Source organism: Candidatus Endomicrobiellum cubanum (assembly GCF_031278955.1).
Classification (GTDB): domain Bacteria; phylum Elusimicrobiota; class Endomicrobiia; order Endomicrobiales; family Endomicrobiaceae; genus Endomicrobiellum; species Endomicrobiellum cubanum.
This window is the reverse complement of sequence record NZ_JAITJM010000026.1, coordinates 1-20,077: the sequence shown is the minus strand read 5'-3', so window position 1 is coordinate 20,077 and position 20,077 is coordinate 1. Positions and strand designations below refer to the sequence as shown.

General features: G+C 30.1%; 17 protein-coding genes. 8 read left to right on the top strand and 9 right to left on the bottom strand.

The window, feature by feature from the left end:
• Positions 1–146 precede the first annotated feature (146 nt).
• From LBD57_RS02700 to LBD57_RS02690, 3 genes are all read right to left on the bottom strand, one after another.
• The gene (locus tag LBD57_RS02700; protein ID WP_373469806.1) at positions 147–2,276 is read right to left on the bottom strand and encodes a glycosyltransferase family 39 protein; all 2,130 of its coding nucleotides are present in this window, start codon (positions 2,274–2,276) and stop codon (positions 147–149) included.
• A gap of 62 nt (positions 2,277–2,338) precedes the next feature.
• Positions 2,339–3,034 (bottom strand): polyprenol monophosphomannose synthase, encoded by a 696-nt coding sequence (locus LBD57_RS02695; protein WP_373469805.1) that lies wholly within the window; start codon positions 3,032–3,034, stop codon positions 2,339–2,341.
• Between the two features lie 62 nt (positions 3,035–3,096).
• Positions 3,097–4,227, bottom strand: a complete 1,131-nt coding sequence (locus tag LBD57_RS02690; protein WP_373469804.1) for a glycosyltransferase family 9 protein — start codon at positions 4,225–4,227, stop codon at positions 3,097–3,099.
• A gap of 94 nt (positions 4,228–4,321) precedes the next feature.
• On the opposite strand from LBD57_RS02690, the gene LBD57_RS02685 reads away from it, so the two are divergent.
• From LBD57_RS02685 to LBD57_RS02655, 7 genes are all read left to right on the top strand, one after another.
• Positions 4,322–5,776 carry a glycosyltransferase family 39 protein gene (locus LBD57_RS02685; RefSeq protein WP_373469803.1) on the top strand — a complete coding sequence of 485 codons (1,455 nt, stop codon included), beginning with the start codon at positions 4,322–4,324 and terminating at the stop codon, positions 5,774–5,776.
• A 102-nt stretch (positions 5,777–5,878) separates the two neighbouring features.
• Complete coding sequence (locus LBD57_RS02680) at positions 5,879–7,471, top strand: AAA family ATPase (protein WP_373469802.1); 1,593 nt, start codon at positions 5,879–5,881, stop codon at positions 7,469–7,471.
• Positions 7,472–7,962: 491 nt separating this feature from the next.
• Complete coding sequence (locus LBD57_RS02675; RefSeq protein WP_373469801.1) at positions 7,963–8,124, top strand: hypothetical protein; 162 nt, start codon at positions 7,963–7,965, stop codon at positions 8,122–8,124.
• A 115-nt stretch (positions 8,125–8,239) separates the two neighbouring features.
• Positions 8,240–10,423, top strand: a complete 2,184-nt coding sequence (locus LBD57_RS02670; protein WP_373469800.1) for a glycoside hydrolase — start codon at positions 8,240–8,242, stop codon at positions 10,421–10,423.
• Positions 10,424–10,741: 318 nt separating this feature from the next.
• The gene (locus LBD57_RS02665) at positions 10,742–11,449 is read left to right on the top strand and encodes a tRNA-dependent cyclodipeptide synthase (RefSeq protein ID WP_373469799.1); all 708 of its coding nucleotides are present in this window, start codon (positions 10,742–10,744) and stop codon (positions 11,447–11,449) included.
• Positions 11,446–12,912 carry a PAS domain-containing protein gene (locus LBD57_RS02660; RefSeq protein WP_373469798.1) on the top strand — a complete coding sequence of 489 codons (1,467 nt, stop codon included), beginning with the start codon at positions 11,446–11,448 and terminating at the stop codon, positions 12,910–12,912. The genes LBD57_RS02665 and LBD57_RS02660 overlap by 4 nt, the downstream gene beginning before the upstream one ends.
• 35 nt (positions 12,913–12,947) lie before the next feature.
• The gene (locus LBD57_RS02655) at positions 12,948–13,241 is read left to right on the top strand and encodes a PQ-loop domain-containing transporter (protein WP_373469797.1); all 294 of its coding nucleotides are present in this window, start codon (positions 12,948–12,950) and stop codon (positions 13,239–13,241) included.
• A 653-nt stretch (positions 13,242–13,894) separates the two neighbouring features.
• Here LBD57_RS02655 and LBD57_RS02650 read toward each other — a convergent pair.
• The 6 genes from LBD57_RS02650 to LBD57_RS02625 form a co-directional block, all read right to left on the bottom strand.
• Positions 13,895–14,317 carry a hypothetical protein gene (locus tag LBD57_RS02650; protein ID WP_373469796.1) on the bottom strand — a complete coding sequence of 141 codons (423 nt, stop codon included), beginning with the start codon at positions 14,315–14,317 and terminating at the stop codon, positions 13,895–13,897.
• 128 nt (positions 14,318–14,445) lie between these two features.
• A complete protein-coding gene (locus LBD57_RS02645; protein ID WP_373469795.1) occupies positions 14,446–14,631 on the bottom strand; it encodes an FmdB family zinc ribbon protein in 186 nt (61 codons plus the stop codon).
• A gap of 4 nt (positions 14,632–14,635) precedes the next feature.
• Positions 14,636–16,321 carry a DEAD/DEAH box helicase gene (locus LBD57_RS02640; RefSeq protein ID WP_373469794.1) on the bottom strand — a complete coding sequence of 562 codons (1,686 nt, stop codon included), beginning with the start codon at positions 16,319–16,321 and terminating at the stop codon, positions 14,636–14,638.
• Between the two features lie 151 nt (positions 16,322–16,472).
• Positions 16,473–16,949 (bottom strand): DUF116 domain-containing protein, encoded by a 477-nt coding sequence (locus LBD57_RS02635; protein WP_373469793.1) that lies wholly within the window; start codon positions 16,947–16,949, stop codon positions 16,473–16,475.
• A 308-nt stretch (positions 16,950–17,257) separates the two neighbouring features.
• Positions 17,258–17,914 carry an ATP-binding protein gene (locus tag LBD57_RS02630; protein WP_373469792.1) on the bottom strand — a complete coding sequence of 219 codons (657 nt, stop codon included), beginning with the start codon at positions 17,912–17,914 and terminating at the stop codon, positions 17,258–17,260.
• A gap of 371 nt (positions 17,915–18,285) precedes the next feature.
• Entirely contained in the window at positions 18,286–18,498 is a 213-nt protein-coding gene (locus LBD57_RS02625) for a hypothetical protein (RefSeq protein ID WP_373469791.1), read from the bottom strand.
• Between the two features lie 206 nt (positions 18,499–18,704).
• Between LBD57_RS02625 and LBD57_RS02620 the strand changes: the two genes are divergently transcribed.
• Positions 18,705–19,892, top strand: coding sequence for an ATP-binding protein (locus LBD57_RS02620; RefSeq protein ID WP_373469790.1), 1,188 nt, complete (start codon positions 18,705–18,707; stop codon positions 19,890–19,892).
• Positions 19,893–20,077 lie beyond the last annotated feature (185 nt).

Sequence of the window (20,077 nt, the reverse complement as noted above, 5' to 3'; positions counted from 1 at the left end):
TTTTAGTGGGACTGTGAAAAATTTTGTGTAAAGTTACCTTTTGCCGAGTAGACCGAGGGATTTCATCCTCAGCCTCTCTTGACTCGACCTTTTGGGTTCCCCCGAAAGGTCAAGTCAGGGGTTAAATCCTATAAACAAACAATTCTTTATATTTTTATATATTCTTTTGATAATTCGACAATAATATAGGCAGAAATAATACCTATAATCGCTGCCACAAAAACGTCAGAAGGGAAATGGCTTCCTGCATATATTCTATAGAACCCTGAAAATACTCCAAAGAAAATATATAAATACCAATATTTTCTTACTTGTATAAACATAAATGTAGATATGGAGAATGCCAATCCTGTGTGTCCAGATGGGAAAGAGTTTCTATGGACTTGCTCGTAAATTATATTTACATTTTCATCTCCAAAAACAGCTAAAGGGCGTGGCCTTTCAAAATAAGTTTTCATAGAATACTCAATTACGCTGCCGACAGCTAAAACGCTTGCTAAAAGAGCAAAGTTTGTCCAAAAAGTATCTTTTTTGTTTTGCCATAGTATTACTAGACATATTACAAGAATTATTAAAAAACTAATATTAATATCTTTGGAATCAAAATAAGAGATAGGAGCTAGAAAAACGTATAAAGCTTTACACTTTAAAGAGTCATTAATAAATTTAAATAGTGTATGGTCATACCTTATTAGTTCTTTATATATGTTGTTTTGTTTAATTATATAGCTTTTAGAATATTCTTTTGGAAGCTTTGATGGATTAAATGAATGGCATATAGTAAAAAAGAAGTTTTTTATTTTTACTCCATTTCTGTAAATTGGGAGTGTCTTTATTTCCTGGTAAGATGAAAAAGCTTGAGTACCATATCTGTCTTGTGGGTTAGCAAAAAAGAAATCATTACAAATAAATAAACCGTCTTTGTTTTGAAACTTTTTTAAATCTTTTTGCCAAAAGTCGTAAGCATTAGGACTATCGCTTATACAAAATACTCTTAATTCTGGTACGCAATACTGAAGTTGACTAGCTAGGTAACTTTTATAAGTAAAAATAAAAGGTTTATTACTTTGTGGATAGGAGTTTAATATTTTTTTTATTTTATTCCCAACTTCTTTCCAGCCATAGACTTCATTTGTAATGTCTATTCTTTCAGTTTCAGGAATGCCATGTTTTACGTTTTCTATTTGGTCTTTAGGTAAAAAATTTTTTATTGGCACTATTCTATAAAATATATGCAGTGGGACAATGATAATCATTAAAAATGCCAGTCCCCAAGATAAATAAGAATAAATTCTAAACCATTTTATTGTCCAAAATTTTAATGTTAAATGAGCGACATAAATAGAAAGTACTAAGTACCCCATAATAGGCCAATGGGGTAGTATTTCATTAAATGTCGCTACAAAGTTGAATAAAAAAAGTATAGGGATTGAAAAGCAGAAAATAAGTAAAGATGCTGTATTTTTTTTCTTCAACGTATCTTTTAAACATAAATAGATGGATACTACAAAAGTTATAAACAGTAAAGGAGAGATGTATCCAGCTTGAGCCCCTATTGCTTTTGCTAATAAATCAAAAGAAAATTTCGCAATTGAGCTGCCAAAACCATGGTTAAATTGAAATCCAAAAGATGCCCAATTATTTTGTATATTCCACAATATTACGGGCAAAAATATTATAAAAGATATTGAAATAGCAAAATATGGTTCTATCCTTGTAAACCAAAATCTGTGTTTTTTAGATAAAATAAGAAATAAAATTGCAGAAATAGGTAAAAACACAGCATTATATTTAGAAAGCATTGCAAGACCTGTAAAGAGGCCAAACAAATACCAAAACTTAATACTAGATGTTTCTACTATTTTGATAAAAGTAAGTAAAGATAAAAGCCAGAATAAAGCTAGTGGAGAGTCTGGAATTGCTATTACTGCTCCAAGAAAAGAGAATACAGGCAGAAAGTTTAATAATAAAACGCTAATAAAAGCAGTTTTTTCGTCATAGAGTTTCTTTGCGCATATGTATAAAATCCAGCTAGATAAAAAGAAAATTAAAACAGCTGGAAATCTAACTGCAAATTCTGTATTTGTAAAAAAAAAGTTAGATGCTTTAATTAGATACGCAATCATTGGAGGATGATCGAAATAAGATAAACTTGAATATTTTGTATAAGTAAAATAATGAGCCTCATCTAATGTGAGTCCTATTTTGCCTATTATCAAAAGTCTAACAAGACTTGAGAAAATATTTGTTATCCAAAACCACAGTTTGTAGTTCATTCAATTACTTCCCTAATATTTTAAAATCTTTAACGCATATTTTTTATACGCTTTAGTTTGTTTTAGAAAGACATTTTTAGTTTTAATACTTTAAATAGATATTTAATTAAAATCGCTGGTTTTAATTTAGATTCTCCGGCAAATCTTTTCAAAAAGACTATAGGTGATTCTTTTACTTTGAGTTTATTCTTTTTTATATGATATATAACTTCTGTTACTATAAAAGGATCGTTAGCTTTTAGCTTAGATACAAATTTTTGAAGAGCCTCTTTTTTATACATTCTATAACCTGAAGTCGGATCTTTTATAGTTACGTCTAAAATCGTAGATAGGTATAATCGTGACAATTTGCTTATTAATCTCCGGAGTAAAGTTCTTTGTTCATCCTTCCCATTATCTATGTATCTAGACCCTATAACAACGTCACAATCTTTTATAACTTTCAAAAACTCCTGAATATATTTAGGATGATGAGAGCCATCTCCATCCATTTCTACTATAAAGTCTGCTTTCATATCCAGGGCTTTAATAAAACCATCTTTACCAGCATATCCTCTACCTTTTTTTTCTTTCCTTAGCAGCAAGTGAACTTTACTATTTTGTTTTGCAATATCTTCAACTATTTTATATGTGCCATCTGGAGACATATCGTCCACAATTAACACGTTTAAGTCTATTCCGCAATTTAGAACGTCATTAATTATTTTCTTTATATTGTAGGCTTCATTATATGTTGGAATCATAACCACAGTTTTCATTATATTCCCTTACAGATTTTATTTTGTTTAGTTTAGGGGCTGTCTAAAACTCTTAAGATAAACTAAAGATACTTTTCTATAGCATTAATTACTTCTCTTGACTTGATTGTTTGCATACAATTGTTTTCTAAATAACATTCCTGCTTATAACAAGTAATACAATCTTTTTTTCCTTGTATTTTTAGACCTCTAGAGTATATTTCTATTTCGTTAATAGAAGTTGGTCCAAAAAGTGTTACAACATTCTTTTTAAGGCCTACAGCAGCGTGTAGAGCCATTGTGTCACCACATAAGACAGTGTCACATAAATTTATTTTTGCAAAAAAGTCAGAGATTGTATTATTTGTTCCAGCAGATATTACATCAGGAATATTTTCTTTTAAGATAGCATTAATTTCTTTTTCATCTTGTTTTCCACCCAACAACAAGACAATGTTCCCTTTTTTTGAAAAATGTTTTGCAGTTTCAATAAAACCCTCTAAGGTCCACTTTTTTAGGTTCCATCTTTTCCCAGCTCCAGGGTTTATACCTAAAATTTTTTTACTTAAAGCGATATTATTAGTATTTAAAAAATTTAAAGCTTTTTCCTGCGCTTTTTTTTGAAGAGGTACTATTATTTCGTAGTTGTCTTTTGGTAATGACACGATTTGTGCCATCCAATGTTGATATGTGAAGTGATTGTTTTTTTTAAGTTCGTCATAAGCGCTCATCTTAAGCCATTGTAGCGCAAAGTCATTAGAAGCGACAATGTTTCTATTGTCATCTAATGTAAAGCCCATAACTTTTGCTTTGTTTGATAGTTTAGCAAGAGACAGACTCTCAAATGCAAGATCTAGATTTATAACAATATCAAAAAAGTTGTTTATAAGGAAGTTAGATAAATTTTCATCATTTGTGATAATATTATTTATAAAAGCGTTATGCTCAAGAACAGCTGCATTCTTACTGTCTACAATCCAAGATATTGTGCTTTTTGGGTACAGTTCTTTTAAACCCCAAAGTACAAATGTGCTTCTTAAAACATCTCCCATAGCACCAAGTTTTATAATTAAAATGCGTTTATTTTCTTGCGAATTTGAAATCTTTTTATATTGATTACATTCTTCACACAAAATACCATCATTTTTTTGATAAGAACAGGGTCTATCTAGTGGAAAATTTAGACAGTCAGTGTTTATTGTAAAATTTTTCATATCTTGGTATAATAATTAGCATATCTTGATAAACATTTCAAGAAAGTAGTTTAAGTACATCAAAGTTTATGGTTTTGAAATCTCGAGAGCATCCATGGAAAAGATTTTTAATAAAAAAAACACACTGTTTTTAGTTACCTTTGTGGTTTTATTTAAGATTTTCTTAGCTGCTACTACTTCACTTCATCCTGACGAAGCATATTACTGGTTGTGGTCAAAAAAATTGGCACTTAGCTATTACGATCACCCTCCTATGGTTGCATGGTTTATAAAAATCACCACTTTATTATCTGATTCTGAGCTTTTTGTTAGGCTTTCTTCTATAATTGTAACAGTAATATTGAGTATTTTACTTTGGAAATTTGTAAAAAAACTTTTTAATGAAATGGTAGCTTCAGCTTCCGTTGTCATATTAAATACATTACCGCTTATGTTGGTTGGGTCTGTAATCATTACGCCTGATACGCCAGTTGTTCTCTTTTTTTCATTTGCTGTATATTATCAGTGGCGTTTAATAGAGTCTAATGAGATGAAGTATTGGTATATAGTAGGCTTTTTCCTTGGATTATCATTACTTTCAAAATATACTGCGATTTTATTTGTTTTAAGTTTAGCTACGTACATACTACTAGATGGAAAGCTAAAGTGGCTAAAAAATAAGCATTTTTATTTTATGTTTATTGTGGCTTTCATAACTTTTTTACCTGTGGTTATATGGAACTCCAAAAATGAATGGATTTCTTTTATTTTTCAGTTTAAGCATGGAGCCTCTGGTAGTAAATTACATTTAAGTTATGTATTTGAATATCTAGGAGCCCAATGCTTGGTAGCAGGACCGTTTATTTTTATTTTAGGTATTATTTCTGCTATACATTATTTAAAACCTAAAAATACAGTGTTTAAACATAAACAAAGATTTTTATTTTCTTTTTCAGTGCCTATAATAGCAATATTTATGATTACTGCACTAAAAAGCTATCCCGGAGCTAATTGGCCAGCATTCGCCTATTTTGCTTTTAGTATCATGACAGCTCAATTCTTACTTACTTCAAATTCTAAGTTAAAAAAAAATATCCTTTTAATTGGGATTGTTTTTAATTTTGTGGCTTCGATTCTTTTAGGATTACATATAAGATATACAATATTTCCTCTTTATAGATTTTCTAAAGATGCTGCAATTGCTGATGCAACAAATTGGTTTACAGGATGGCAAGAATTAGGTACTAATATTTTGCATAGAGGTGTTAAATATGCAGTAACAGAGTCTCATCAATGGGGTGGAGTGATAGCTTACTATACAAAAGGCAAGGTCGGTGTTGTGCTAGACAATGATAGGCAGAACCAATTTGCATATTGGGATGTTCCTAGAGATTTAGAGATTTCAAAAACTGCAGTAGTAAAAATAGATAATCATTTAGGTGAAGATTTTAATTCTATAAAAGGCGCAGAGGTCATAAATATTCAAAGGAATGGTGCTCCAATACGCCAATACGCTATTGTAGAGTTAGAAGGATACGAGCTTAAAAATAAAAAAAATCAAAAAAAGTAGTATAATCAATTGCGTCTCTTGATTAATATAAACTTAATTTATAAACCGTATAACAAATATAAATTATATACATGATATTTTCTATTTTATTAAGGAATACTTATGAAGAAATTACCGGTAGGAACACAGGCATTTGAGAAGTTAATAAGAGAAAATAAGCTCTATGTAGACAAAACAGAACATATATATAACTTAATAAACAATGGGTCTGTTTATTTTCTTTCAAGACCAAGAAGATTTGGTAAATCATTACTTATAAGTACAATTAAAGAATTATTTAAAGGGAACAAAGAAATATTTGAAGGGTTATATATATATGACAAATGGGATTGGACTAAACAATATCCTGTTATTCATTTGGATTTTACAGAGATACAATATGCGACAGCAGAACAATTAGAAATTTCACTTGATAAGTTCTTAGAAGATACAGCAAAAAGAGAAAAGATTACACTTGACCAAACAGAAACGCGTCTTATAGGAGTTAAGTTTGCAGAGCTAATAGAGAAGTTACATAAGAGTAAGGGGCAACAAGTGGTGATATTGATAGATGAATATGATAAACCAATGATAGATAGTTTAAATAAAGCAAAAGAAGTAAATCAAGAGATAAAAGAAAGACTGCATAATTTTTATCAAGTGATAAAAGGGAGTGATGAACATATAAAGTTTATGTTTATGACAGGAGTATCAAGATTTGCAGGATTATCAGTGTTTTCTGCTCTGAATAACCTATATGATATAACAATGGACTCTGAATACGCTAGTATATGCGGATATACGCAAGAAGAGTTAGAGAGTAATTTTAAGGAATACATAGAAGAAGCAGGGAAGAGTTTGGAATTGAGATATGAAGAGACAATAGGAAGTATAAAGAGATGGTATAATGGATATTCATGGGAAGGAAAGACATTTGTATATAATCCATTTTCAACATTATCGTTTTTTAGGAGTAAGAAATTTGAAGGATATTGGTTTAACACAGGAACGCCAACATTCCTTATTGAACAGATAAAGAAGAAAGGCGATTTGGAATTGTTATCAGAAGCTAGAGTAGTAAGTTCAGCAACATTAAGAGGAAATAGCGATTATGCAAATGTAAATAGTATGGCATTACTATTTCAGACAGGATATTTGACAATAAAGAAAGAAGAGATAGTAGAAGATGAATCGGAATATATAATAGATTTCCCAAATTATGAAGTAAAGAGTGCATTTTTAGGTGATTTGTTAGAAGCATATACAAAGAAAGACATAACAGAAGTACAAACATTAAGAGGAAAGCTGCTAAAAGTAATGAGGAGTAAGGATTCAGTAGGATTAGAGGGGATACTAAAAAGTCTGTATGCAAATATACCGTATAGTTTACATATAGGCAAAGAAGCGTATTATCATTCATTGTTTTTAATGTTGGCAAGGGCAACAGGAATAGAAGTAAACAGTGAAGTATTGACAGATAAAGGGAGAATAGATGTAGTATTGAAGCACAAGGATTTTGTTGTTTTGATAGAGATAAAGTATGGCAAAGAAAATAATAAAGTAGAAGGAATGATAAAAGAAGCAATGGAACAGATAAGAACAAAGAAGTATTATGAAAAGTATGTAGGGAGTGATGGAAATAGGAATAAAGTTGTATTATTAGCGATAGGATTTAGTGAGAATAAAGAAATTGTTTGTAGATTTGAGGATATATAAAGAAATTTTTGTGCAATTCTATAGAAGTTCAGCTCTCTTCTTTGTTAATCTTTGAGGAACTTTGACCATATCAGCAATTACCTTGTGCAATAGGAAATAAACAGTAAGAATATTCGAAATAGGAAGTAAAGAGATTAAGTCATTATGGTTATGCTAGTAATATTAATACAATAAAGAAAATATGAGGAAAGCATTAAAAAGGATTTTTTGTTAGTTTTTATAAGAAGAGGAAGTGAGAGAATGAGGAATAAGGAAGTTTTATTGTTTATGAGTTTCTGTTGTATTTTGCTTGTTAATCAGATGTATGGAGGGCAAGAAGTAGTGATAAATGGGTGAGATATACGTAACACTGCGGTTGCAGGAAATGGGAATATTGAGGAAAGTGGACATTCACCATTTAATAACGATGCGAATTCTAATACCTAACTTCGTCGGATTAGTAAAAAAAGATGAGATGTATATATAAAAATATTAAAGGAGTGGTCACCAAAGTGACCAAGTCAGGAGGAGGAGTTGGGTTAGCAGAAATAGGAGTAATTAGTATAATGGGAGTCATAAATATAAATTTAAGTGGTAGGGGATATATTGGAGCAAGAGAAAGAATGGAAGGAATGCTGAAAGTAGAATATGCTAAAGTAGAATATGCTATTTAAGTTAAAAGTTATTAAAAGTGAAGAAAATCAAAAAATATAGTATAATTAAACAGAACTATTAATATCTTAGAGATTTTATTTTGAATACTTTGTATAGAGAGTTTTATATCCTGAAATGAAAAAAGTTTATCTTGCATTTTTATGGCATCAGCACCAACCAGTTTATAAAAATCCTAACACAGGAATTTATGACCTTCCATGGGTTAGGTTGCATGCGACTAAAGATTATTATGATATGGTCGCAATATTAGATAACTACCCAAAAATTAAATCTAACATAAATTTAGTCCCTTCTTTGCTTGTTCAGCTTGAAGACTACGCTTCTGGAAAAGCAAAAGATAAATTTTTAGAAGTAACTTTAAAAGCAGCAAGTGATTTAACAGAAGAAGACAAAATTTTTATTCTAAATAATTTTTTTATGGCTAATTGGGATACGATGATCGCTCCTCATGATAGATATAATGAACTTTTAGAAAAGAGAGGCAGAGAAACCTTTAGAGATTGGAATAAAAACATTTATAAAACATTTAATGTGGAAGATTTTAGAGATTTGCAGGTTTGGTTTAACCTATCTTGGACAGACCCATATTGGCGTAAAAATGACAAGTTTATAGCGCAATTATATAGTAAAGGTAGAGATTTTACTGAAGAAGATAAAAATAAACTTATACAAAAACATATAGAAATTTGTGGTATGGTTGTAAAAAAACATAAAGAATTGCAAGATAAAGGACAAATTGAAGTTTCTGTAACGCCATTTTATCATCCCATACTTCCTCTTTTATGCGATACAAATTCTGCTCTTGAGGCAACGCCAAAGATTAACCTTCCTTCTAAAAGATTTGCTTATCCTGAAGATGCTTTATGGCATATAAACACTGCAGTGTCCTACTATCAAAATATTTTTGGTAGAAAACCTTTAGGCATGTGGCCATCTGAAGGTTCTGTATCTAACGCTACAGTTGACCTAATTAGCGATACAGGATTGAAATGGATAGCCACAGATGAATCAGTTTTGTTTAACAGCGCAAAATATCTTAATGGAGATAGAAGACATTTATTTAAACCTTTTAAATTAAATATTAATGGTAAAAATTTAGATATTATATTTAGGGACCATGGTTTATCTGATTCTATAGGTTTTGTTTACTCAAAATGGGCTCCCCAAGATGCAGCTAATGATTTTATAAATAAAGTAAAAAGTATAGGCGAATATGCTTCTAGTATTTGTGAAGCTCCACTGGTTTCTGTGATTTTAGATGGGGACAATTGTTGGGAATATTATTCAAACGATGGCTGGGATTTTTTACAAGCGCTGTACGAAAGACTAAGTACAGAGGTTAACATAGAAACTGTAAGAATAAGTGAATATCTTGAGAAGTTTCCTCCAAGTGACACAATAACAAATTTAACTGCAGGATCGTGGATTAATGGAAATTTTGGTGTTTGGATAGGGCACCAAGAAGATAATATTTCTTGGGAATATTTAGCTGCTACAAGAGATTTTATTAAAGACCATTTTAATAAACATCCAGAACTTAAAGGGGCGGATGTAGAAAAAGAAGTTTTAAATAATTTGCATATTGCGCAAGGTTCAGATTGGAACTGGTGGTATGGTGATGACCATTCTTCTAGTAGTGATGGCGAGTTTGATTTTATATATAGACAGCATTTGATAAAAATATATGAAATTTTGGGCCAAGAGGTGCCAGCTGTTTTTTATAAATCTATAAACAGCGCTCAAAATAAATATGATAAAATTATAAAACCACAGGATTTTATATATCCCAAAATTGATGGTAATGTTACAGATTTTTTTGAATGGAAAAATTCTGGTTATTATGAGATTGGCCGTTCTGGTGGCTCTATGCATCAAATCTCTACCGTTTTAAAATCTTTTAATTTTGGATTTGATATTAAAAATTTTTACTTGAAGTTAGATTTAAACAAGCAAAATATATCCAAACCATTAGAAGAGTATAATTTTAATTTGGTATTTATAAGACCATTAGAGGTGAAAATTGTTTTGAAAATTAACAGTAATAAACAAATAAAAAATGTTTCAATTGTTTACAATGGACAAGAAACTATTGAAGATTCAGTCAAAGCTAATTTTGGAAGTAGTATAGAGCTTTCTATACCGTTTGAAAGTTTGAAGTTTCCTTGTAAGTATGATAATATGGAATTTGTAGTTAGCGTTAATGAAGACTCTTATGAAGTTGAAAGATGGCCATATCAGTCTTCAATCATAATACCTCAACCTGATGAAAATTTCAACTTTTTAAATTGGTCGCTGTAAAACAAAGCAAAGTTTTAATATTTTTTGTAAGATTTAAAAGAATAGTGCAGTTTGAAGAAATTTACTACAGATGGAAAGAATATATTGGTTTTGGAGGGAAATATATTCGAATAATAAGTTGATTCTTATTAAGGCTGAGAAGGTTTTTATAATGTGTGGGATTTAAAGTTGAAATTACATAAAAATGAAAGATATTGCGATTATTATTGTTACTGGCGTTATAAAGTAGTGACGATATGCTAAAAAAGCAAAAGTAACTTCTACATATTTTGTTCAAAAAATTATTATAAGATCTAGGATTACGGTAAAGGTATTGTTATGAGTGAAAAAAATGTAGCTTCAGTAAAATTTATTAATTCTAAATCAGAGAAGATATTTAATCTAAAAGAACATGCTCTAATAGGTATAAGTCCATTTAATAGTTATTATTCGGAAGAGAATTTAAAACGATTATTTGCGTGGGGATTAGCTAATTTTAAAAAAATCAGTGTTTTTATCCCTACTGAAATTTCAGCATATACGCTTCAAGCTGTTGGTTGTAGTGAGGAAAAAGCAAAGAAAAAAACAAGAAAGCATGATAAAAATTTAGAACATAAAGCTCTGAGAGCACTTATTGCTAATAATCTTTCAGACGATGAAGCTAAAAATCAAATGATTTTTTTTAGTGACCTTATGAATAATCGGAAATACTTAGAAATTTATGATATTTGTATAAAATTATATGAGACTAATGAAGATTTTAGAAAAGGATGTTTAGAAACTTCAAAATGGGTGTTAGCAGGTAAAGGTAGTTCTGATTTTGTAAATGAAGAAGCGTTAAATATTGCTGCAAAATACTTTCTGGCAGAGCTCCCTTTATATTTGAATACTCCAAAAATATTTGATGTTTCTTCTTCATTGATTGTTTATAAAGATCTTCCTTCTATTTTTCTGAATAAAATATACAGTGGTAATAGTTTTTTTAGTTCATTAGTTTATTCACAGCAGGGATATTTGGCTGTGGATTTTGGAAAGGGAATTTTATGAATATCCCTAATAACATTCTGATGTATATTCCTGGATATGTTTATTGGAAAGACCTTAATGGGGTTTACTTGGGCTGTAACCAAATGGAAGCTGAACTGGCAGGTTTAAAGTCTCCTGAAGAAATGATAGGAAAAGCGGATTATGATTTTTCATGGAAAGATACTGCTTCTATATTACAAAAAACAGATAAAATGGTTATACAAAGCAGAGTTCCAGAAGAAGTTATAGAAATTCCCACTTTGAGTGATGGTAGAACGGTGGTAATGTTAACAAGAAAGTCTCCGCTTTATGATGAAAACAATAATGTTGTTGGAGTTATAGGAGTTTCAATAGACATAACAGATCGTAAAACAAAAGAAGAATTGCAAAATTTTTTAAAAACTCAAACTTATATTGACAATATTTTGCAATATATTCCAGGATGTGTTTATTGGAAAGACATCAATGGAGTTTATTTGGGTTGTAATCAAATGGAAGCCGAAATATTAGGGTTAAATTTTCCAAAAGAGGTAGTTGGTAAGACAGATTATGATTTATTACTAAAATATGCTGCTGAGGTAATAGAGAAAACAGATAAAAGAATTATGAAAACTGAGATATCTGAAGAAATTATTGAAACAGGAACTTTTCTGGATGGTAGAAGTGTTACATTATTAACAAAGAAATCTCCACTTTATGATGAAAACAATAATGTTGTTGGAATTATAGGTACTTCAATGGACATAACAGATCGTAGAAGAGCAGAAGAGTTACAAAAAAAGGTAATATTACAAGAAGAGCTTTATAATATTGCAAAGCAAGTAAGTCATGATATATTTTCTCCAATATCTTCTTTGAAAATGGTTCAGTTTATGAGTGCTGATAAACTATCTGAAAAAGAAAAGAATATTTTGGATTTATCTATTAAAAGTATAGAGACTATGTCTAAAAGTTTAATGGATAAATATGCATGCATGAATCTCAAAAAAATGGAACCATCTCAAAATAAAGAAGAGTACATAATTTTAGGTTTAAGTTTGGATAGCATAGTAGAAATTAAAAAATATGAATATAAAATAAATAGTGTAGAAATTAATTATTATCCAGATAAAGAAAATAGCTCTGTCTGTGTGAAAGGAGATTCTTCTGGATTTTCTAGGATGATGTCTAATATAATCAATAATGCTATAGAATCGTTAGAGGGTAAAGACGAAGGCAGAGTAGATATTGGTTATATTCTAAAAAAAGACAAAGTAGAAATTTATGTAAAAGATAATGGGAAAGGAATGCCAAAAGAAACGATAGAAAAAATAATAAATTGTCAAGAAGTGCAAACAACAAAAAAAAATGGACACGGTTTAGGGTTTGGGCAAATTATGCAAACTTTAAAAGATATGAATGCGCAAATATTGATTAATAGTAAAGAAAATATAGGTACTGAAATAAGGTTGATTTTAAATACTATAAAACAAAAAAATGTGTAGTTAATATTTAATTTATAGTGTCTAGGAGAGAACAAATGCAAGAGTATACTATATGGTTTATAGAGGCAGTTTTTGGAGTTGGAATGTTTATAAATGGTGTACTATTTTTACCGCAAGCTATTAATTTATATAAGACAAAAAACACTAAAGGTTTATCGCTTATAACGTTTATTGGGTTTAATATAATCCAGTTATTTAGTATTTTACATGGATATATCCGCAATGATAAGATCTTTATGTTCGGAATGCTTTTAAGTTTTATTTTTTGTGGCAGTATTAGTTTTTTAATTATTTTTTATAGAATAAAGTATAAAACTAAGGCCATGTAAATGCAAGATTAATAGGTTTCTCTAAAAATCTCAATGTTTTTTCTTTCTATTTGTCCTAATAAAAGTTTGTAATCCACAAAACACATCTATACCTTTTCTAAATATTTTAACAGGAGCACCATCCTGATGCCAACAAGATCTGGTTTAGCATTAATGAAATTAACGTAGTTATTTTCAGCAATGGTGTTATGGATAATAGAATTTTGAGAATGGGTACTAGTATTAACTAAATAAACATTAGTAGTTGACAAATCAATATCAGAGGCAGTAAAAGAGAGGGTGTTGTTATTAATGAGGAGGTTATCAACCTCAGTAGTAGTATTTCCTCCTTGAAAGGATAACTGAGCAAAGTATATTTGTGAGTAGTTAATAGAAGAACTAATAGAAATGGAATTAGAGGAAACAGAGATAGTACTAGGATGATAAAGAGCGTTATAGTTTGAGTATAGGTCTAGGTAAGCAGCGTATATGCGGTCTACATTACAATAGGAAGAAATATTAATGGAATTGTTATCTAGATAAAAAGAAGAGGTGAGGGTAACAGGGTTAGAAGAATCATTTTTAGTATCAAGGTATATATAAGCGCCATAGATGTTTGATATATTAGAAAAGCTAGAGATGTTGATAGAGTTATTGGTATAGGGAGCTTAGCTTCAGGAGAAAGTAGAATTAATGAGATTGTTTGAAGGAGTGATATATCTAATAGCATCACTTAACAAAGAAAAAGAGCCTATGATGTAAGAGCGATTTAAATCATTATAAATGGTAAGAGAAATAGAAGAACAGATGATGGAGTCTTTAAGAGGTACATTGGAATCACCAGATGAAACAGAAGAAGAAGCAAAAGGGAAATTAACAGAGCCGTAGATGTTGTTGTAACTTGACATAGTAGAATGAATAACAAGAGAGTTATTAGAAGAGACATTAAAGTTAGAAGAAAGCCAAGGGGAAGAAGTATTTATTTTCCCATACTCAGGATTAGAAGAGTCAGTAATAGTACTATTGCCAGAGATGGTGTAAGTGTTAAAACTTATAACTATTACAGTTAATGAAATACTTGCAAGAATCTCAAACAATACCAAGTCTTACAAAAGACAATTACTCTTACTTGCCTAAAAGAAAGTAATTTTCTTCTCAATAAAGATGGTTGCAACAAGCAATCCGAAAGAAAAAGACACGATAATTAAATTATTTTAAATCTAATTTAATGATGGCAACATCCACTACAACATTTATATTTATTGCTTTGTGATTTTGCAGAAAATGTAGAAAACTGCTTTATAGTATCAACACTTTTACACTTTGGACATTCTATTTTACTTTCGCTCTCTAAAATAAGCATTTCGAAATGTTCTTTGCAGTTATTGCAGGCAAATTCAAATACTGGCATATAATTATCCTCTATTTCTTGAGTTTGAAGTTTTTGAGCCTGAAAAACATATATAATTATTAGAACGTTTTTCAAAGGTGTCAGTTAATCCTTTTGCCAATTCAACAGAAACCCTTTTTCCTTTTATATTGCTAGAATGCAAGGCATTTATTATATTGTCTGCATGCTCCAGGGGCACTTCAACAAAAGAAAAAGCATCTAAAATTTTGATGTTTCCAACCATATCACCGCTAATACCTGCCTCTCCTGCAATAGCTCCTACAAAATCACCAGCTCTTACATTGTCTTTTTTACCAATATTTATAAACAGCCTGACCATACCTCTATCTCTAGCGCCAGTATCTAAATATCTATCTTTTGTGTTTGCAAAAATATCTGCTTTTTGTTCTTGCTCTTTTTTTTGAGTTGCAAACAGCATTTTTAAAAGAGCAGCAGCAACATCTAAAGAAGTCAAATTATCAGCAATTAAAGATTCTACAAGTCTTGAATATTTTTCTAAATCTTTTTCTTTTAAAGATTCTCTTACTTTATCAAGCATCATCGTAGTTTTCACGTTTTCAACATCAGACAATGTAGGCACTTTAATTCTTTTAATTGTTACTTTTGTATATTTTTGAATATCTCTTAATTTGTATATATCCTTACCTGAAACAAAACTGTACGCTTTGCCGGTTCTGCCAGCTCTTCCGGTTCTGCCTATTCTGTGCACATAATCCTCGTCATCTTTTGGCACATCATAGTTAAATACCATGTCTATGTCATCTACATCTATTCCTCTTGCCGCTACATCTGTTGCTACAAGCACTTCTATAGAGTTACTTCTAAATTTGGTCATAACTCTATCTCTTTGAGATTGGTTCATGTCCCCATGTAATGCGTCTGCACCATATCCTCTGGCTTGCAAAGAGGAAGTTATTTCATCTACTCTTTTTTTAGTATTACAAAATACAATAGAAAGCTTTGGAGAATGCATATCTAAGCACCTTGTAAGAGCTTCTAATTTTTGGTGTTCTCTTAAATCAAAATAATACTGCTCAATTAAAGGTACTGTCAGCTTTTCGCTTATAACTTTTATAGTTTCAGGATTTTTTTGATATTTTTTCGTAAGAAATAAAAACTCTTTAGGCATTGTTGCAGAAAAAAAGACAGTTTGTCTTTCTTGAGGCATAGATTTTAATATTAATTCTATGTCGTCTCTAAATCCCATATCTAACATTTCGTCTGCTTCGTCTAAAACAATTGTGGACGCTGTTTGGAGCTTTAATGTTTTACGTTCTAAATGATCTATAACTCTACCAGGCGTACCTATAATAATTTGTGCCCCTTTAGAAAGAGCAAATATTTGTCTTTGTATGGGCTGTCCACCGTAAACAGGCACTATATTAATACCCTTTTTATATTTTGAAAAGAGTTTTAATTCTTCAGCAACTTGTATTGCAAGTTCCCTTGTAGGGCATAAAATTATAATTTGTACATCTTTATTTTTAGGATCAATTTTTTCTAAAACAGGTATACCAAAAGCTGCAGTTTTCCCCGTACCTGTTTGAGCTTGTCCAATAATGTCTAGCCCAGACATAAGTTTTGGTATAGACAAACTTTGTATGGGCGTAGCTTCTTCAAAGCCTAAATCTGCAACAGCTTTAATTATCTCGTTAGATAAGTTTAACTCAGTAAATTTTAATGTCGTCATTTTTATTCCTTTTTGATTCTCAATATTATATAACAATATTCTATATATAATTTATTAATTATAAAAATATCGTACATTTTTTTATTTTATTTTTCTAGTAAAAAAGTTTGAGAAGAAATAATATGTTGGAGTAAAGATAAGAATTTAACAATTAACAACCTAAACTAAGCACTCTTTTTACTTCTTCTAAATCTGTATCAGTAGCAAAACAACCATCTTTTGTAAGAGGAGTAAACTGTACAGCCAAATTTTCTTCTTTTAACATTTTAAAAGCTTGATAACCTTCAAAAAAGCAAGCAATCCCAACTATAGCTTGTGGTTTTTGCTCTTGTATAATTTTACTTATTATCCTACCACCTTTTACAATATACATTGCCATATAATTTAATTTTTTTACAAGTTTGCTTATTTGAGCTATTTTACAAGAACCGCACTCAGCACAAATATAATAACTATCTTTTTCAACGGCAGTACATGTAAAAGTGTTTCGCATACAGTGTGGAGCAAAAACAATACGTTTGTTAGAGGGCACACAAGCAAACTTTTTTTCTTGCAGTTGATTCTGCTTAGCTGTAAAAGTTATATAGGAATGGTCTTTACTCTTTTTAGGTAACTTACACACTTTCATAAAAAAATTCTACCAAAAATTGTTATTGAAAGCAAAACACTTTGGGATGATGATGTATGTTATAAGAATACATTGATTAATAAAAGATGCCAGGATGAACCTTCGTTGTTTGAATAATAAAACAAGCGGACTGACAACCCTATTATATTCAATTTCATCAAAAACAGTTATTCTATTGCTAATTTGGTATATAATAAACTAAGTCTATAAAATTTTATAGACTGGACCTAATGTTAGGTTTACATTACATATCTTCCATAGAAAAGACCTGGAAATCTATTTTATACCCTGTTAATTTTTGAACTAATCTATTTGCTTTTTAATAAATTGATGTCTATATTTTTTCTCTGACGTTTTATCTCAGCAATGAGCACACGTTTTTCGTGTTCATTTATAGCGACAATATCAATTTTATTTTTATTTCCGACTTCCCAATAAGAACCAATTGCAGAAAAATTACATTCATTTGCGATTTTTTGTGTAAAGTAACGTTCTAAAATTGTGCCGCTATATGTTGTGTAATCTCTTTTAATTATATCTTTTACATATTTAAAGTTATGCATTTCAATAACACTACGATATCTGTATATAAATCTAAACCAAAAATTTAAAAAGTTGTCTGTAATACGGTATCGTACATTTCTACTTAATGGTTTTGCAAAAATTGGCCTGACTTTTGAAATTAAAGAAAAATCATTTTCTAATCTATCCAAAAAACCACCAACTTGCATTTCCATAGTAGATTCCATTTCACTTCTAGACGTTTTAGAAGATGCTATTAAAGTAAGAATTGAAAAATAGTTGTCATAATCTTTCCCAAGTTTATCAATTAGAATATTTTCCCTCTCGTCTAAAAATAACGAATTTTCTGAAAATATTTCATTGATCATTGCTTCAAAAGACAGAGCTTTTGCCTGTATAAAAAGTTCAACGTACTTGGCAACGCCACCAGAAAGAACATACATTGCGAGCAAGGCTTCTCTGGTAGGTAATCGTTGAGAATATTTTTAAGCGTGTCAATAGAAAATGGAAGTACCTGTAGTCTAGATGTAGTCCTTCCAAAAAGAGGCTCTTTTGAATTTTCAAAAATTTCTGCGTCAAAGACGTCAAAGAATAAATAGAACCACACAAAATCAAATTTATGTGGCTTGATGCTTATTTATGTCCCATATATGCTGCATATCGCTATAATAAATAGAGGAATTAATATTAAAAATTCTTGAAACTCATCAATAATCTAAAGTAAAGGTTTGATGTTTTGACAAATCCATAACATAGGCAAATAAATCTTTAAATGTTGTAATAGATCCGAAAACAGTTACAGACAACTTCTCTTTTATTTCATTGAGATATTCTTAGCAAAGTAAAGCTTCATTTTTTTAGCTACAAAAAAATAAAGAGTTGTAGTTCCCTCAAGGGCTTTTATAAGTAGCGTTGTTTTTCCTATACGGCGACCAATCACAAAAGTCATTTGAGCTATTTTAGAAGAAATTTGTTTAATTTTAGATAATACCTGAAGTTCATTTTTTCTATCATAAAATTTAAACATTAATTTTATCCTCCACTATACTATTAAGGGATTTTAGAGACTCTCTCATTAACGTTAACATAACGGGCATTACAGTAATAGCCATTGTGTTAGTACCTGACTTGATCGGATTCAGGAAAGATAGTTAGATTTTGTTTAATTGCTTGACAAAATATATATTATTTTGTTAAATAATTAAACAAAATCTATGTTAATTGGTGTTCAATATGGAATTTAATAAACTTATAGAATTAGACAGATTATCAAAGAAAAGTATTGAACAGTATGCACAAAAAAGGAAACTTTATACCGAATTATTGGAAGATACAGGTAAACATTTTGTAGGTATTGTTGGCCCGCGTGGCGTTGGTAAAACGACGTTGCTAAAACAACTTGCGCAAAGCATGCCCTGTTCTTTTTATATTTCTATGGAAAGTTTTGACGGTGATATGTTTACCGTTATACAAGAACTAAAAGAAAAGCTAAAAATAGTAAACTTTTTTTTGGATGAAGTCCATGCTTATGAAAAATTTGATAACCAGATACAAAGTATTTACGAACTTTTAAATATAAAAGTGTTTTTTACAAGCTCTACCGCGCTTTCTATGGTCAAATATAAAAATGACATTTCACGACGTGTCTTGCTAAAAAATCTTTATCCATTTACGTTACGAGAATACATTGAATTTAAAAATCAATTCCAAATTCCATCTCTGTCTTTTGAAGATTTTATAAATGAAGAGCTTCCATCAAATCTCCTATCTTTTATGCAGTATTTTTATGCTTACATTAAAGGTGGGTTAATGCCATTTGCTTTGGAAGAACCAGATATTATGCCTTTGCTTGGGAATATTTTAAATGCTATAATTTATAAAGATATTCCTCGCATAAATAAAAATATTACAGTAGCAGAACTTGAGATTATAAATAAGCTTGTAAAATTTGCAGCTCTGTCACAGGTAGAGGGGCTAAATTATTCCAGCATTGCAAATAATTTGGGTGTAACTAAATATAAAGCAGAACAGTATGTCTCACTTTTGGAGAAGGCGTTTATTTTGCAAGTTGTTTGGCCAGAAGGCACAAATGTTTTAAAAGAACCAAAAATTTTGTTAGATTTGCCTTATCGCTTGTTGTATCAAAATTTTGATTTTTGTATTGGTGGATTAAGAGAAGACTTTTTTGTTGAAGCCTGCAGAATGATTGGCAAAAATATTTTTTATTTAAAATCCACATCCGGCAAAAAAACACCTGATTATATTTTGCCTGATGATAATATTGTTTTTGAAATCGGGGGCAAGGGTAAAGGTAGAAGTCAATTTAAAGGAATTAAAACCGGAAGAAAAATTATTCTTGCCGATTCCTACGACAATAGCACGGACAAAAAACCACTTTTTGCTTTTGGGTTGATAGAGTAAGTTTAGATGTTTTCCAAAAAAAACTATTTTATGGATACAGTTTTGTTTTTTAAATAGAATTTCTTCTTAATAACAATCCTTTTAGGTATTTGTTATTAAACATCATCATGGCAGTTTTTATGTTTTCTTCTGTGCAATTAAACAAAACTTTCACTTCAGAATCTTTTTTTAGTGTATCAACAGAA